This is a genomic window from Yersinia thracica (assembly GCF_902170565.1).
Taxonomy (GTDB): domain Bacteria; phylum Pseudomonadota; class Gammaproteobacteria; order Enterobacterales; family Enterobacteriaceae; genus Yersinia; species Yersinia thracica.
The window spans coordinates 1-17,138 of sequence record NZ_CABHXX010000025.1; the positions used below are offsets into that span (position 1 = coordinate 1).

Consider the following 17,138-nt stretch of genomic DNA (forward strand, 5'->3'; position numbering starts at 1 on the left):
ATTTATTTCCGGGTGATATTGAGAAATAAATTAAGAAATAAACCTGAAATTTTATAGAGCTGGGAATAAAGGAGTTGTCGCCATTATATTAATCAAAATAAACAGTGTGGAACTAACAACTGGAATAGATGTAATAACATTATGAAAGGTTAGAGCATTAAACAAGCCTAAATTCACACCTCACCGTCATCATTTATTACGCTACCCGCTCGTCAGTCATCAATGAACGGGTAAGATGATAATTAGTTAACCCCATCACTCTCTGCTTCGACGGGTAATACCATGTAAGTTCCTGAGAATACGGCGCCAGCATCTTCATCGCCAAATAAGTTCACATCTAGCTGTACTCTGGCACGACGACCACGAGCTAATCTATCCAAGTCCCCACTCAGTGAACTCAGCTCAGCAACCGCTCGTGGTCGCCCGGTGACGGGGGAACTGTAGCGAATATGAGCATCAGCAAGAATAATTGTGCCGCCCAAATGACGTTCACGCAGTAATAACCAAATCAACCCCCAGCCCGTTAATGTCGCTAACGAGAAAAGGCTGCCGGCAAATAAAGTATGGTGAGGGTTCTGATTACCCGCCTCTGGCATCGTGGTCACAAACCGCTGGCCAGTATATTGGCTGATGCGCACACCCATTTTTTCGCTGAGTGGGATATGGTCGTACCAAGCCTGCTGCAACTGGCCGCACCAATCAGGGCGATGCAGGATATCATCCATGGTCGCCACCGGTTTAATCATTAAAAAGTGACGAACGGGTGTGGTCTGCGGGGCCGTTATTTCCCCCTGGCTGACAAAACCTAACTTGGCGAAGAAATCGACCGCATCTTCACGAGCGCTACAGACTACCCGCTTTACCCCTTCCTGACGCGCCACCGACTCCAACGTCATCGCGACTAACGTCCCTAACCCTTTGGCACGAACTGAAGGGTCCACAGCCAGAAAGCGAATAGCGGCCTCATTATCAGCATTTATATATAAACGGCCAATAGCGACAGGTTTCCCTTGCTCATCCACCACCATTTGGTGATGGGCCATCGCGTCATAAGCATCTTTTTCAGAGCCTATCGGTTGATGCAGCGGCTTGCGTAACATTTCCCAACGGAATTGATAATAATCTTTAAGTTCTTGTTCTGTTGTGGGCACACGCAAGTGATACATAGGAGCATTCTCTCTTTAAAATTATCAATAAAATAACCTTCAATCTTGGGCGATATCCCTGTCTCTATACTTGCAACCAAAAAGTCACTGGGCCGTCGTTGACGAGGCTAACTTTCATATCCGCTGCAAATATTCCCGTTTCAGTTTTTACACCACGCTCGCGGCACTGGGCAACAAAATACTCATAAAGCCGATCAGCTTCTGCGGGAACTGCACCACGTGAAAAGCTCGGTCTCATACCTTTTTGCGTATCAGCCACTAACGTAAATTGCGAAACCACCAGCACGCTGCCTCCAGCTTGCTGGACATTCAGGTTCATTTTGTCGTCTTCATCACCGAAAACCCGGTAACCCAAGACCTTTTCACATAAGCGCCGTGCTTTTTGCTCGGTATCTTCTTGTTCGACACCAAGTAATATCAACAAACCAGGGCCAATTTCACCCACAACCTTCCCATCAACCACGGCATTGGCGCTGAGCGCCCGTTGAATCAACGCAATCATAATGCCTTACATCTCCTGACTCTGGCTTTCCTCAATATTCGCTTTATCTCGCTGAGCACGATATTCCCCCAAGGTGACGGTAATTTCCGCGCCCAGCAACACAATGCACCAGCTCCAGTAAACCCAGAGGAATAAAATAGGGATAACGGCCAGCACCCCGTAAATCAGCTGATAAGACGGAAACAGCGTGATGTACATTGTGAATCCTTTCTTACCTAACTCGAAAAGCAATGCAGCAATCAGCGCGCCAATCACAGCATCTAGGGCTGGCACCCGCACCGTTGGCACCACACTGTACAATAACCAAAATGAAACCCAAGAGATCAGCAACGGAAATAACCGCAATGTTTCATCGATCATGCTGTCTACCTGGGCATTTGCCAACCATTGCAATGACAGCAGATACGAGCTGATCACCATACTGGCCCCGACAAGAATCGGCCCTAACGTCAGCACCATCCAATAAACAGCGAATGAAAATACCAGTGACCGGTGAACTTTACTGCGCCAGATAATGTTGAGCACACTGTCGACAGAGTAAATCAGCAATAGCGCGGTCACAATCAAGCCGCAAGTGCCCACCACCGTCATACGATTTGAGTTCGCCACAAATTGCTCAAGATAACTTTGGATGATGTCGCCGGTAGCAGGCATAAAATTGGCAAATATGAAGGCTTTCAATTTTATACTGATGTCAGCAAACATCGGAAAAGCAGCGAACAGAGCAAAAATCACCGTGACCAATGGCACCAGAGAAAGTAATGACACATACGCCAGATGCCCAGCCAGCATGGTTAAACCGTCTTTATCGATTCGGGTGTAAAGCATTCGCCCGAACGTAATGTAGGGTTTTAAAGATGCAGATAAGCGAAAACGCAGAAAACTCGCCATGTTTATCTCTCAATCAATACCGGTGTTTAGGCTCGGTTATGGGCTAGCATGATGTTTAAGGCTAACCCATTAACGCCTGGAGCAAGAACTTATCAGGAAAAATAAGCAGGAATAACCTTTCGGTCGGTGACGTGGATACCAGTAATGCCCTCGATTCTGGCAGCAACAATATTCGCCTCAACATCATCAAAGAACACAGCTTGTTCTGCCGGAATGTTCTCTGCACTCAGCACATGCTGATAGATTCTGGCTTCAGGTTTGCGCATTCCCAAATCTTGCGACAAATACAGATGATCCGCAGCCGCAGCAACTTCGGGATAATGCTGTGGCCAATAATTGCAATGTAGGCGGTTAGTATTAGATAGCACCACCACTCGGTGCCCTTCGGCCCGCAACTTTTGCATAATCGTGATGACTTCAGGGCGTAAAGCCACAAATACCGCCTGCCAACCCTCAGCAAACTGTTCAAAACTCAATGATAGCCCCATCTCGTCACTCAGCTGGCGGGCAAAATCCTCATCACTGACTTCACCGCGCTCATGCTGCTGGAAGACCTCTCCCATCGTAAAGCGCTCACTCAGTGTCGCCAACGGGACACTGCTTAATTTACTCCAGACGCCCAACACACGTTTGAAGTCGATATCAACAATCACATTCCCTAGATCAAAGATATACAGCATGGCGCTCTCCCAATTAGATGGTGTGTTTTACTGTAACGGGAAAAAAGAAGGCTGAATAGAGAGAGGGGCAAAAAGGAGGGGTCAGTCAGGAAAAATAATATTTTTACAGCATAAATATCGCAACAGATTTCAAGATGCAGGAAAGCGGTAAAGGAATGAATCCCTATGAACTTACACACGTAAGTGATTCGGGTTAGTGAGTGAAGCTAACACCGTTGCAGCTTCAAGGAAGCAGAGGATAGAACTCAGGGCGCTGCTAGCGCCCTAAGTATCAGTGAAACTAAGAAGAATTAACCTTCTTTAGGACCACGACCTGCACGCTTACGATCGTTTTCCGTTAAATGACGCTTACGGATACGGATCGATTGCGGGGTAACTTCAACCAATTCATCGTCATCAATGAATTCCAGAGCCTGTTCCAGAGTTTTCTTCAGGAAAGGAACCAGAGTGGTTGCTTCGTCAGTACCCGATGCACGCATGTTGGTCAACTGCTTACCCGTCAAACAGTTTACAGTCAGGTCGTTAGAACGTGAGTGAATACCGATGATTTGGCCTTCATACACTTCTGTACCGTGACCGATGAACAGTTTGCCGCGGTCTTGCAGTTTGAACAATGCAAACGCAACAGCTTTACCCTGACCGTTAGAAATCAGTACGCCGTTTTGACGTTGACCGATCTCGCCTGGACGCACATCATCATAATGACTGAATGTGGAGTACAGCAGGCCAGTACCTGAAGTCATGGTCATGAATTCAGTACGGAAGCCAATCAGGCCACGGCTTGGGATCATATAATCCAGACGAATACGACCTTTGCCGTCCGGAACCATGTCCTTCACATCGCCTTTACGTTCACCCATGGCTTGCATCACTGAGCCCTGGTGCTGTTCTTCGATATCCAAAGTTACGCTTTCAAATGGTTCTTGATTGCGACCGTCGATAACACGGTTGATAACTTTAGGACGAGATACAGCCAGTTCGAAACCTTCGCGACGCATGTTTTCGATCAGAACCGACAGGTGAAGTTCACCACGGCCAGATACGCGGAACGCATCAGAATCTTCAGTTTCTTCAACACGCAATGCTACGTTATGAATCAGCTCTTTGTTCAGGCGGTCAAGAATTTGACGTGAAGTCACGTACTTACCTTCTTTACCACAGAACGGAGAGGTGTTAACGCAGAAATACATGGTAACGGTTGGTTCATCAACAGACAGTGCTGGCAATGCTTCAACAGCATTAACGTCACAGATAGTGTCGGAGATGTTCAACTCGCCCAGACCGGTGATAGCCACGATGTCGCCAGCTTCAGCCTCGGTCGCTTCGATACGCTCCAGACCCATGTGAGTCAGAACTTTACCGACTTTACCGTTACGCGTCTTGCCTTCGCTATCAATGATAGTGACTTGCTGGTTCGGCTTAACTTTACCGCGTTTGATACGACCGATGCCGATAACACCAACATAGTTGTTGTAATCCAGCTGAGAGATCTGCATCTGGAACGGCGCTTCAAGCTCAACTTGTGGTGCAGATACATGGTCAACGATAGCTTGATACAACGGAGTCATGTCTGCCGCCATATCATTGTGGTCTTCACCCGCGATACCCATCAATGCAGAGGCATAGATGATAGGGAAGTCCAGTTGTTCGTCAGTTGCGTCCAGGTTGACGAACAGGTCAAACACCTGATCCACAACCCAGTCAGGACGCGCGCCAGGACGGTCAACTTTGTTGATTACCACGATTGGTTTCAGACCGTTAGCAAAAGCTTTTTTGGTCACGAAACGGGTCTGCGGCATCGGGCCATCCATTGCGTCGACGACCAACAGCACAGAGTCAACCATAGACATTACGCGCTCAACTTCACCACCGAAATCGGCGTGTCCTGGGGTATCCACGATGTTGATGCGGTAGTCTTTCCATTTAATGGCAGTATTTTTCGCGAGGATAGTTATCCCACGCTCTTTCTCCAAATCGTTGGAGTCCATTACACGTTCAGTTGCTTCAGTACGTTCACCGAAAGTACCAGATTGTTGTAGCAACTTATCAACCAGGGTAGTTTTCCCATGGTCAACGTGCGCAATAATGGCGATGTTACGCAGATTCTCGATCACAGCTTTTTTGCCTCAGGCATTTAGAAATAGCGCGCTATTGTACACGTATTAGGCGAGGGACTAAACAAGATCACAAACTTCTCTTATAAACAACCTAACGACGGTGTGTTTGTGATCCCTTTCACGGTGCAAAAACAGCCTCTCGGCCCACTTTTGCACCAATACAGTGCCCAACGGCGCAAATGAAGCACCAAAATAGTGCAATATAACTATCCTGGTGCATACTGAATATCAGCAGACCCCTATGATATGGCATAAACGGGGGGTTTGGAAAGTTGGCATAGATTTCGCAATAGATTTTAGCATGAATAACTGAACATCATATACCCAAAGAAATTGGTGTTGCAGCCAACACCCCTGCAACTTCAAGTTCGAAGGGGTAACACGGTAATCGTTCCACGACGACGACTATGACAAATCCAGGAGATATAAGTATGTCCGCTGAACATGTTTTGACGATGCTGAATGAGCACGAAGTGAAATTTGTTGATTTGCGCTTCACCGATACTAAAGGGAAAGAACAGCACATCACTATTCCAGCTCATCAGGTCAACGCTGACTTCTTCGAAGAAGGCAAAATGTTTGATGGCTCCTCGATTGGTGGCTGGAAAGGCATTAACGAATCCGACATGGTACTGATGCCAGACGCCAGCACCGCTGTTATGGACCCGTTTTTCGAAGATTCCACACTGATTATCCGTTGTGACATTCTCGAGCCAGGCACCCTGCAAGGTTATGACCGCGACCCGCGCTCTATCTCCAAACGCGCAGAAGAATTCCTAAAATCTTCTGGTATCGCGGATACCGTGTTGTTTGGGCCTGAGCCAGAATTCTTCCTGTTCGATGACGTTCGTTTTGGTAGCAGCATCCGTGGTTCCCACGTCGCTATCGATGATATCGAAGGCGCATGGAACTCCAGCACCAAATACGAAGGCGGCAACAAAGGCCACCGTCCAGCAGTAAAAGGCGGTTACTTCCCAGTTCCTCCGGTCGATTCTTCACAGGATCTGCGTTCTACCATGTGTTTGACCATGGAAGAAATGGGCCTGGTTGTTGAAGCGCACCACCATGAAGTGGCAACAGCCGGTCAGAACGAAGTGGCTACTCGCTTCAATACCATGACCAAAAAAGCTGACGAAATTCAGATTTACAAATATGTCGTGCACAACGTGGCACACGCGTTTGGTAAAACCGCGACTTTCATGCCAAAACCTATGTTCGGTGATAACGGTTCAGGCATGCACTGCCATATGTCTTTGTCCAAGAACGGCACTAACTTGTTCGCCGGTGACAAATACGCTGGCCTGTCTGAAATGGCGCTGTTCTATATCGGCGGTATCATCAAGCACGCAAAAGCCATTAACGCCTTGGCTAACCCAACGACTAACTCCTACAAGCGTTTGGTCCCAGGCTACGAAGCGCCGGTCATGCTGGCATACTCTGCCCGTAACCGTTCAGCTTCTATCCGTATCCCTGTGGTTGCCAGCCCGAAAGCGCGTCGTATTGAAGCGCGTTTCCCTGACCCAGCGGCTAACCCGTACCTGTGCTTCGCAGCGCTGCTGATGGCTGGCCTTGATGGCATCATCAACAAAATTCACCCTGGTGATGCGATGGACAAAAACCTGTATGACTTGCCACCGGAAGAAGAAGCTGAAATTCCAAAAGTTGCAGGTTCACTGGACGAAGCAATGGCTGCACTGAACGAAGACCGCGAGTTCTTGACCCGTGGTGGCGTGTTCACTGACGACGCTATCGATGCTTACATCGAGCTGCGTAAAGAAGAAATGGACCGCGTGCGTATGACTCCACACCCCGTTGAGTTCGAACTGTACTACAGCGTTTAATTGTTTTTAGTTTTTTGTTGCCGTGGAAACTTTTGGCCCATTTCATCATGGGCTTTTTTCTCCACTTTTCGTTTCATACCTCTGGCTCAGTGGTGACTGAACTGGAATAAAATACAACCCAAAATAATTCGAGTTGCAAGAAGGCGGCAAGCGAGAGAATCCTGATGAGCTTACATAAGTAAATGATTCGGGTGACAAATCTGCCAGGAGCAGGTTTGAACGCTGCGTGCAGCGGCCTCGCAGAGGCGAGGGCCAGGGATGGGCCGAGTAACGAACGTGGCCAACGCACATGCGGCTTGAAGTATGACGGGTTAGGAGTCTGCGTAATGGCAACAGGCACGCTGCCCGATGCTGGGCAGATCCTTAATTCTCTCATTAATAGCATCCTGCTATTAGATGATGATTTGGCTATTCATTATGCCAATCCCGCCGCCCAGCAACTTCTGGCGCAAAGCTCCCGTAAACTTTTTGGTACACCTTTGCCAGATTTATTAGGCTATTTTTCCCTCAATATCGACTTGATGCGGGAAAGCCTACATACGGGGCAAGGTTTTACCGATAATGAAGTAACATTAGTGGTTGATGGCCGGGCGCATATTTTATCGCTGACCGCGCAATCATTACCGGAAGGTTTTATATTGCTGGAAATGGCACCGATGGATAACCAACGTCGGCTAAGCCAAGAGCAACTACAGCATGCGCAACAAATTGCTGCGCGCGATTTGGTTCGTGGGTTGGCACACGAGATTAAAAACCCACTGGGTGGCTTACGCGGCGCGGCACAATTATTGTCAAAAGCCCTGCCCGATCCGGCGTTGCTGGAATATACCAAAGTCATCATTGAGCAAGCGGATCGCTTACGCAATCTGGTTGACCGCTTATTAGGCCCTCAGCGGCCCGGTCAACATGTTACACAAAGCATCCATCAGGTTGCTGAACGGGTTTGCCAACTCGTATCACTGGAAAAGCCGGATAACGTGACGTTAATCCGTGACTATGACCCCAGTTTGCCGGAGTTGGCACATGACCCCGACCAAATTGAACAAGTACTGCTGAATATCACCCGCAATGCATTACAAGCTTTAGGTGAAGCTGGCGGCACCATTACACTGCGCACTCGCACCGCATTTCAGATAACACTGCACGGTGTGCGCTACCGCCTGGCCGCGCGAATTGATATTGAAGATGATGGCCCAGGTGTACCAACGCAATTACAAGATACTGTCTTCTACCCGATGGTCAGTGGTCGCGAGGGAGGAACCGGCCTTGGCTTGTCGATTGCCCGCAGTCTAATTGATCAACATTCGGGTAAAATTGAATTTAACAGTTGGCCGGGACACACCGAATTCTCGGTTTACCTGCCTATTCGCCAGTGAGGTTTCTATGCAACGAGGGATAGTCTGGATCGTCGATGACGATAGCTCCATCCGCTGGGTGCTTGAGCGCGCACTGACTGGAGCGGGTCTGAACTGCGTAACATTTGATTCCGGTAATCAGGTGTTGGATGCATTGGCGACACAAACTCCGGATGTGTTGTTATCAGATATTCGTATGCCCGGCATGGATGGATTGGCACTGCTGAAACAGATTAAACAGCGCCACCCGATGCTCCCGGTCATCATAATGACGGCACATTCTGATTTGGATGCGGCAGTCAGCGCCTATCAGCAAGGGGCTTTTGATTATCTGCCCAAGCCCTTTGATATTGATGAAGCTGTCGCGCTGGTTGAACGGGCGATTAGCCATTATCAAGAACAGCAACAACCGCCCCGTAGCCAGCCTGCAAGCGGCCCAACCGCAGATATCATTGGCGAAGCGCCGGCGATGCAGGATGTTTTCCGCATCATTGGGCGCTTATCCCGCTCCTCTATCAGCGTGCTGATTAACGGCGAATCGGGAACCGGTAAAGAGTTAGTGGCCCATGCACTACATCGCCATAGCCCACGGGCGAAAGCGCCTTTCATCGCGCTGAATATGGCGGCGATTCCGAAAGACTTAATTGAGTCCGAGCTGTTTGGCCACGAAAAAGGGGCCTTTACCGGCGCTAATCAGGTGCGCCAGGGCCGTTTTGAACAAGCTGATGGCGGCACACTGTTTTTAGATGAAATTGGCGATATGCCGCTGGATGTGCAAACTCGCCTATTGCGAGTTTTGGCGGATGGTCAGTTTTATCGGGTTGGCGGTTACGCGCCGGTCAAAGTGGATGTGCGCATCATTGCCGCGACTCATCAAAATCTGGAACTGCGGGTGCAGGAAGGGAAATTCCGTGAGGATTTATTCCATCGTCTGAATGTGATTCGAGTGCATTTACCGCCGCTGCGTGAGCGCCGTGAAGATATTCCGCGCCTGGCACGCTACTTCTTGCAAGTGGCCGCTAAAGAGTTAGGGGTGGAAGCCAAGATTCTGCATCCTGAAACTGAAGTCGCGCTAACTCGCCTCCCTTGGCAGGGTAACGTTCGCCAACTGGAAAATACCTGTCGTTGGCTGACGGTGATGGCGGCCGGGCAAGAAGTGCTGGTGCAAGATTTACCTTCCGAGCTGTTTGAAACCAGCACCCCGGATGCTTCTGGTCAGCGCACACCGGACAACTGGTCAACACTGCTGGCGCAATGGGCTGATCGCGCATTACGTTCTGGTCATCAGGATTTGTTGTCAGAAGCACAGCCAGAAATGGAGCGCACGTTGTTAACCACGGCACTACGTCACACCCAAGGGCATAAACAGGAAGCTGCACGCTTGTTAGGCTGGGGCCGTAATACGTTAACGCGCAAGTTGAAAGAGTTGGGAATGGAATAAATTTTGTTTGAAAGAGATCGCTGACAGAGTTGATAAGCGGGGAAATATGCCGAATGGGTCGTAGTCGCGTCAGCGACCGGAGCGCCCATCGGTGCAGTCGCCCCGCCAGTCTCAATGTGACAAAATGGGTTTGTCAGCAACCTGTTTATCAGATAACGCGGGAGAACTGTTGTCGACGCGTTTGTTTGCGTAAATAGATATCAAAGCACATACAAATATTACGAATGAGTAAGCGCCCACGCGGTGTCACACGAATGCCATTATCATCCCGCGCCACCAGCCCATCTTGTTCAAAGGGGGCCAAAAGCTCAAAATCTTCAGCAAAATAATCAGCGAAACGAATACCATAATGCTGTTCAATTGGCTGATAACTGATTTGAAAATTACAAATCAGCGTCTTAATCACGTCACGGCGCAAGCAATCATCTTCAGTCATGGTCAGACCACGCCACAATGCATTGCCTCGTTGCTCGACAACGGCATAGTAAGTCTTCAAATCTTTTTCGTTTTGCGCGTAACTGTCACCTAACATACTGATGGCAGAAACCCCTAACCCGAGTAAATCACTCTCACCTTGGGTGGTATAACCTTGGAAATTACGATGTAATTTCCCCTCCCGCTGGGCAACCGCTAACTCATCATCAGGCCGGGCGAAGTGATCCATCCCGATAAACTGATAGCCGGATTCGGTTAAAAAACTGATGGTATGCTGCAAAATATCCAGCCGCTGCTCGGCGGTGGGCAAATCAGCATCTTTAATTTTGCGCTGTGCAGCAAACAAGCTCGGCAGATGGGCATAATTGAAGACACTCAGGCGATCGGGGCTAAGTTCAGCCACCCGCTTGAGGGTAAACGCAAAGCTTTCTGGCGTCTGTTTTGGCAAACCATAAATCAAATCAATGTTGGTTGAGTTAAAACCGAGGGCTTTAGCGCGAGCAATCAGCGCGAAGATAAAGTCTTCATCTTGCTCACGGTTAACCAGCCGTTGAACTTCCTTATTGAAGTCCTGCACCCCCATGCTCAGGCGGTTAAACCCCTCAGCACGCAGGTGATCGAGCACATCCAGCTCAATTTCACGTGGATCGACTTCAATTGATTGCTCAGCACCGGGCAGAAAATCAAAGTTTTCACGCAACAGATTCATCAAATGAGTGATTTGTGTTTTATTTAGATAAGTGGGTGTCCCACCGCCCCAGTGCATCTGGCTAACCTGACGCCCGGCAAACAACGCGGCGCGCTGGCGAATCTCTTTTTCTAAGACCACCAAATATTCATCAGCTTTATGCTGCTGGCGTGTCACCAGCTTATTACAGCCACAAAAGTAGCAAAGTTTATGACAAAACGGGATGTGCACATACAGCGACAAAGGCCGCTGCGGGTAGCGTTTCACCGCCTGCTCAAAAGCAGATTCATAATAATCTTCACTAAATTCAAGGGCTGTGGGGTACGAAGTATAGCGCGGCCCTGAATAATTATATTTTTGAATCAGGGACAGATCCCAAACTATGGCGTTTTCAGACATGTTCATTCCTTCCGATATTTTCGCTTACCGGGCCGGTTAGGGGGCAGATGTTTTCGTTGCCTGGCCGCAGTAGCGCTGCGCAACCGCTTTCTTCGTTGCGACAGCCGCCATAGTTTACCCAATAACCACAATAGATAACATGTAATTAGTAGGGCTATTATCGGGATCACCCACTTCATAGTTTAAAATGCGTCTTTTGGATTACCGCTCTTCAGTAATTTTAGAATGTCTTCCTGCTTTTCTTCTTTCTCTTCGTCGTCGTCGCCCAGCTCAATACCCAATTGTTCCATCAGGGCATCAATACGGTCCAACGTCAGATCAACATAAGCCTGGTCTTCTTTGCTCAATACTTCGTCGTTATCGAGTCTATCCAGCAATGCATCCAGACGCTCGTCGTTTTCCAGCTTAGTCAGCTCTTCTTCCGGCGTCAGACGTGGCTTGGCTTCGACTTTTGCCACTGGCTTAGTGGTTGGCTTAGCTTTTATCTTACTGTCCACTACCAGAGGCACAGGCACTTTGCTGCCAATCCGTGGATCTTTCTCTTGAGTCTCGGTTTGACCTTTCTTATTGCTGCCCTCGACATTGGTTCTCGCACCAGAGCGATTGCCACTGTGTCTTTTCTGACGTTTACGCTCGCGAGCTTCAATATCAAGCTCTACACGGGTCTTTTTATGACGCTTTGGCGTTGCGGTGCCTTTCGGGGCCGCACGGTCAGCGCGTGGTGCTTTATTGGGTTGTTTCATAACCTGTGCTCTTAAATAAGTATGGGATCGGATTGAGTATATACCCGTCACCTTTCAAGTTGCAGATGCTCTCACTTGCCACTTTCCTGCATCTTGAAATTTATTAGGTATAGGATTGGGCGGAATCTAGCAGAAAGAAGAGAAAGAAAAAAGGCGGCAGATTAACCTGTCGCCTTTTTTCGCACCTTCTGCGGAAGGATATCCTTACAGCGCACTCCCTGCACTTACATAACGTCCCGGTTTCTCCCTCCTGCAATTCGCTATCCTTGCCATCCCTCCAACCCTGAAGGCGATTCACCCGGCGCTCCGACCTGTGTCCCTGAACATCCCTTTATACCCGGCATACTTCAACTCAAGTTATTTAGGGTATATAAGCTCCCTGATCATCCCTGGCTCACAGTATATCCATTACATTCCTTAAGCATAGGCCACTCTCCTTGAGTGTTTATGCTCCTTGCCAGCACATCCTGCGCTGTTCAAAATAAAAACAGTCATTTGTTTTTATTCATAAAATAATGATAAAAACAAACTAACCGCTGATAATTGTAGCCTACTTTTAATAAAATTTTTCTTAACAATCATTCAATGATAAGCAATTAATTGGCCCGACAATGACCACCCACTCACAAAACTGTTATTTCATCAAAAAAAAACAGATTAATGGACGTCACGGATCCCCACACAAAAGCTATATGAGATAAACCCCCTTTTTTTGGCCCGATGCAGTTATAATCGCTCCATGTAAGCTATCTCTCACGGAGACGACAAATTTTGACTATCAGAAATTATAACTATCACATGACTCACTTCGTCATCAGTGCTCCGGATATTCGCCATCTGCCACGTGATGAAGGTATTGAGGTGGCATTCGCTGGCCGCTCAAATGCAGGAAAATCAAGTGCTCTCAATACGTTGACCAACCAGAAAAGCCTGGCACGAACCAGTAAAACACCGGGCCGTACTCAACTGATTAACTTATTTGAAGTGGTTGATGGTATCCGTCTGGTCGACTTGCCGGGGTATGGTTATGCCGAAGTCCCGGAAGAGATGAAACTCAAGTGGCAGCGCGCACTGGGCGAATACTTACAGAAGCGTAACTGTCTGAAAGGGTTGGTTGTACTGATGGATATCCGCCATCCGTTGAAAGATTTAGACCAACAGATGATTACGTGGGCTGTCGCTGTCGGTACCCCAGTGATGTTGCTGCTGACCAAAGCAGATAAGCTGGCATCTGGCGCTCGCAAAGCCCAACTAAACATGGTGCGGGAAGCTATCATTCCATTTATGGGTGATATTCAGGTTGAAGCTTTCTCATCATTGAAAAAGATTGGTGTCGATAAATTACGCGAAAAACTGGATACCTGGTTCAGCGAGATCCCGCCGGAAGTGATGATTGACGAGTATGACGACGAAGGCGAGTAATTGATGGTAAAAACAGCCCGTAAGGGCTGTTACTTCAGCCCGACCCTCGGATTGTCGCTGCATATTTCTCTGATAAAACCCCAGCAACAGCCCTTTCCTATCAGCTAATGGCCTGCCCATTTTCCGGCCTATTTTCTGACAAAGACCCAATAAAAAACGCCCCAGTCAATAAATGACTGGGGCGGCTAATATACAGCCAAATCCGATTACGTGAAGTAAAAGGTCTGAAAGATAGAACATCTTACCTCTGTACCCTACGTCTGTAACTCTACATCATTTTTTCGCAGGGCAAAAGAATTTTTTGTTGTATAGTTACACAAATTGGCACGATTCAGCTTGTTTCATCCCCGCATTATCGCCCCTAAATGTAGCTTAATTACATAAAATGCTTTATTTATCACCACTTACCCGCATAGATTACCTTCATAGATAAATAGTTAGTGCGCTTGATCCCAGTTATCACCCACACCGACATCCACTTTTAATGGCACGGCCAATTGCATACTCTGTTCCATCAGCTCACGAATTTTCTGCTCAGCGCTTTCCAATACACTTTCATGCACCTCAAACACCAATTCATCGTGTACCTGCATGATAACCCGCACCAAAGGCTCAGGTTCTTGCTGCAACCAAGCATCCACTGCAATCATTGCGCGCTTAATAATATCAGCGGCAGTGCCTTGCATCGGCGCATTGATAGCTTCACGCTCGGCCGCCTTACGGCGCGTGGCATTGCGTGAGTGAATATCAGGTAGATAGAGGCGGCGACCATCCAACGTCGTGACATAACCTTGTTCAGCGGCTTGCTTGCGCGTGCGTTCCATATATTCCAGCACACCAGGGTAGCGCTCAAAATAGAGATCCATATAACGCTGCGCTTCCCCACGAGGAATATTCAGCTGCCGCGCCAAACCAAATGCGCTCATGCCATAAATCAGACCAAAGTTAATGGCTTTAGCACTGCGGCGTTGGTCGTTTGTGACTTTTTCCAATGGCAAACCAAAGACTTCAGCCGCAGTCGCGCGGTGGATATCTTTCCCAGCAGCAAATGCAGTCAGCAACCCTTGGTCTTGCGACAAATGGGCCATGATGCGCAGCTCAATCTGTGAGTAGTCAGCCGCCATGATGCGGTAACCTTTTGGCGCAATAAAAGCCTGACGTATACGACGCCCTTCTTCATTTCGCACCGGAATGTTTTGCAGGTTCGGATCACGGGAAGACAAACGCCCAGTCGCCGTGACAGCCTGATGATAAGAAGTATGAACTCGCCCAGAAACCGGGTTAATCATCAACGGCAATTTATCAGTATAAGTACTTTTCAGCTTCGCCAAGCCGCGATACTCAAGAATCACTTTCGGCAGAGGGTAATCCAGTGCCAACTCAGCCAGCACCTCTTCATTGGTTGAAGCCGCGCCTCCCGGCGTTTTCTTCAAGATCGGCAATTTTTGTTTTTCATACAAAATGGCCTGTAGCTGCTTCGGCGAAGCGAGATTGAATGGCTCTTCAGCCAATTCATGAGCTTGTTTTTCCAATTCATCAAGGCGAATAGTCAGCTCTTTGGAGTGTGCCGCCAATATATTCTGGTCAATCAATACACCAGTCCGCTCAATGCGGGACAATATTGGTAACAGCGGCATCTCAATTTCTTGGAATACCCGCTTTAGCCCCTCACTTTGCTGCAATTTTGGCCACAATACTAAATGCAACTGTAAGGTGACATCCGCATCTTCTGCTGCATAAGGCCCAGCTTGCTCTAACGCAATTTGGTTGAAAGTGAGTTGATTTTTGCCTTTGCCAGCAATTTCTTCAAAAGTAATGGTCTTATGATTGAGATAACGCTCCGCCAAGCTATCCATATCATGTCGGCCAGCAACACTGTCTAAAACATAAGATTCCAGCATGGTATCGAAAGCAATACCCCGCAGATCAATGTCATAACGCGCCAGCATACTTTGGTCAAACTTAAGATTCTGCCCGACTTTCAGGGCCTTTTCATCTTCCAGTAAGGGTTTAAGCTGGGCCAGAACCCAATTTCTATCGAGCTGGGCAGGAGCATCCAGATAATCATGAGCTACAGGCAAATAAGCGGCTTCACCCGGTGCCACAGCAAAAGAAAAACCAATTAAATTACTGCTAAGGGTATCAAGGCCGTCAGTTTCAGTATCAAAAGCAAAAACTTCCGCGTTTTTAAGCCGTTCAATCCAGTCGCTTAAAGACTTCTCATCCAAGATGGTTTGATAGTTTTCTTGTGAGAGCACCGCGGTAACCTCAACCGCAGGAGCTGATTCTGCTGCTTCAAAAACTTTATTGCTGCTCTGCCCTGTTGGCCGGTCTTTTTTACCCTCCAGCCATTTTCCTGCTTCGACATCCGCCAGCCAGCGCTTAAATTCATAGCGGCTAAATAATTGATGTAGCTGGTCATCATCAGGAGCCGTGACTTTTAGCTCATCACAAGTCACATCCAGTTCAACATCCGTTTTAATCGTGGCTAATTTATAGGAGAGATAGGCAACATCTTTATTCTGCTCCAATTTGGCAGACATCGTTTTTGCACCACGGAATGTTAGCGAGGATATTTTATCTAAATTACTGAATAGCGCATCCAGACCACCCAGACCTTGTAATAAAGCCTGTGCAGTTTTCTCACCAACACCCGGCACTCCAGGAATATTATCTGAGGAATCCCCCATCAGGGCGAGAAAATCAATAATCAGCTCAGGGGGAACGCCATATTTTTCACAGACTTCCTGTGGCCCTAAAATAGCGTTATTCATTGTATTGATGAGAGTGATATTCGGCGTAACTAATTGCGCCATATCTTTATCACCAGTACTAATTAATACAGCATGACCTGCTTTTTCAGCTTCTTGTGCCAAAGTGCCAATAACATCGTCAGCCTCAACGCCGGAAACGACCAATAAAGGTAACCCCATAGCCTTAACCATTTGGTGAAGTGGCTCAATTTGAGCGCGTAAATCATCCGGCATAGGGGGGCGGTGAGACTTATATTCAGCGAAAAGTTCATCGCGGAATGTTTTACCTTTAGCATCAAAAACTACAGCGACATGGCTTGGACGATATTGCAGCAACAGACTGCGCAACATGTTCAACACGCCATACATCGCACCCGTTGGCTCACCGCTGCCGTTGGTCAGCGGCGGGAAAGCATGGTAAGCACGATAGAGGTAAGAGGAACCGTCAACGAGGATCAATGGGTTTTCTGCAATCTGGGCCATAGAGTTTCTTCATCTTTATTCAGCAAGGTCTGACGCTAAGAATGCCATAGCTGGCAGCAAGAGACGAATCTTAGCGTCCATTCTTGTGCGAAAAAGAGCATTTTTACATTATGATCTTAAAGATCTAACTTGTGGATAAGTTTGTGAATAAAAACATGAGCAGATTATAGTTCTCGCCCACTTTCTTTAGAGTGATATTTTAATATGATTAAAATCATAAAG

General features: G+C 47.8%; 12 protein-coding genes. 4 read left to right on the plus strand and 8 right to left on the minus strand.

Annotated features, from left to right (window positions below; all coding sequences use genetic code 11):
• Positions 1–242: 242 nt before the first annotated feature.
• The 5 genes from fabY to typA all read right to left on the minus strand — a co-directional run bounded on the left by fabY (position 243) and on the right by typA (position 5,353).
• Positions 243–1,166 carry a fatty acid biosynthesis protein FabY gene (gene fabY, locus FTA91_RS03145; protein ID WP_050114859.1) on the minus strand — a complete coding sequence of 308 codons (924 nt, stop codon included), beginning with the start codon at positions 1,164–1,166 and terminating at the stop codon, positions 243–245.
• Positions 1,167–1,230: 64 nt separating this feature from the next.
• Positions 1,231–1,668, minus strand: a complete 438-nt coding sequence (gene dtd, locus FTA91_RS03150) for a D-aminoacyl-tRNA deacylase (protein WP_050114861.1) — start codon at positions 1,666–1,668, stop codon at positions 1,231–1,233.
• A gap of 6 nt (positions 1,669–1,674) precedes the next feature.
• Complete coding sequence (locus FTA91_RS03155) at positions 1,675–2,559, minus strand: virulence factor BrkB family protein (protein WP_145535743.1); 885 nt, start codon at positions 2,557–2,559, stop codon at positions 1,675–1,677.
• Positions 2,560–2,651: 92 nt separating this feature from the next.
• Positions 2,652–3,239 carry a glucose-1-phosphatase gene (yihX, locus tag FTA91_RS03160; RefSeq protein WP_050114864.1) on the minus strand — a complete coding sequence of 196 codons (588 nt, stop codon included), beginning with the start codon at positions 3,237–3,239 and terminating at the stop codon, positions 2,652–2,654.
• 290 nt (positions 3,240–3,529) lie between these two features.
• The gene (gene typA / locus FTA91_RS03165) at positions 3,530–5,353 is read right to left on the minus strand and encodes a ribosome-dependent GTPase TypA (RefSeq protein WP_004392049.1); all 1,824 of its coding nucleotides are present in this window, start codon (positions 5,351–5,353) and stop codon (positions 3,530–3,532) included.
• 434 nt (positions 5,354–5,787) lie between these two features.
• On the opposite strand from typA, the gene glnA reads away from it, so the two are divergent.
• From glnA to glnG, 3 genes are all read left to right on the plus strand, one after another.
• Positions 5,788–7,197 carry a glutamate--ammonia ligase gene (gene glnA, locus FTA91_RS03170; protein WP_004392048.1) on the plus strand — a complete coding sequence of 470 codons (1,410 nt, stop codon included), beginning with the start codon at positions 5,788–5,790 and terminating at the stop codon, positions 7,195–7,197.
• Positions 7,198–7,523: 326 nt separating this feature from the next.
• Positions 7,524–8,573, plus strand: a complete 1,050-nt coding sequence (gene glnL, locus FTA91_RS03180) for a nitrogen regulation protein NR(II) (protein WP_038637816.1) — start codon at positions 7,524–7,526, stop codon at positions 8,571–8,573.
• Between the two features lie 7 nt (positions 8,574–8,580).
• Positions 8,581–9,993, plus strand: a complete 1,413-nt coding sequence (glnG, locus tag FTA91_RS03185; protein WP_038637813.1) for a nitrogen regulation protein NR(I) — start codon at positions 8,581–8,583, stop codon at positions 9,991–9,993.
• Positions 9,994–10,141: 148 nt separating this feature from the next.
• On the opposite strand, the gene hemN is transcribed toward glnG, so the two are convergent.
• Together hemN and yihI are read right to left on the minus strand one after the other, a co-directional pair.
• Entirely contained in the window at positions 10,142–11,515 is a 1,374-nt protein-coding gene (hemN, locus tag FTA91_RS03195; protein ID WP_145535749.1) for an oxygen-independent coproporphyrinogen III oxidase, read from the minus strand.
• Between the two features lie 182 nt (positions 11,516–11,697).
• The gene (yihI, locus tag FTA91_RS03205) at positions 11,698–12,258 is read right to left on the minus strand and encodes a Der GTPase-activating protein YihI (RefSeq protein ID WP_050114871.1); all 561 of its coding nucleotides are present in this window, start codon (positions 12,256–12,258) and stop codon (positions 11,698–11,700) included.
• 771 nt (positions 12,259–13,029) lie between these two features.
• Here yihI and yihA point away from each other — a divergent pair.
• Positions 13,030–13,680 carry a ribosome biogenesis GTP-binding protein YihA/YsxC gene (gene yihA, locus FTA91_RS03215; protein WP_050114873.1) on the plus strand — a complete coding sequence of 217 codons (651 nt, stop codon included), beginning with the start codon at positions 13,030–13,032 and terminating at the stop codon, positions 13,678–13,680.
• Positions 13,681–14,117: 437 nt separating this feature from the next.
• On the opposite strand, the gene polA is transcribed toward yihA, so the two are convergent.
• Positions 14,118–16,916 carry a DNA polymerase I gene (gene polA / locus FTA91_RS03220; RefSeq protein WP_050114875.1) on the minus strand — a complete coding sequence of 933 codons (2,799 nt, stop codon included), beginning with the start codon at positions 16,914–16,916 and terminating at the stop codon, positions 14,118–14,120.
• Positions 16,917–17,138: the final 222 nt, after the last annotated feature.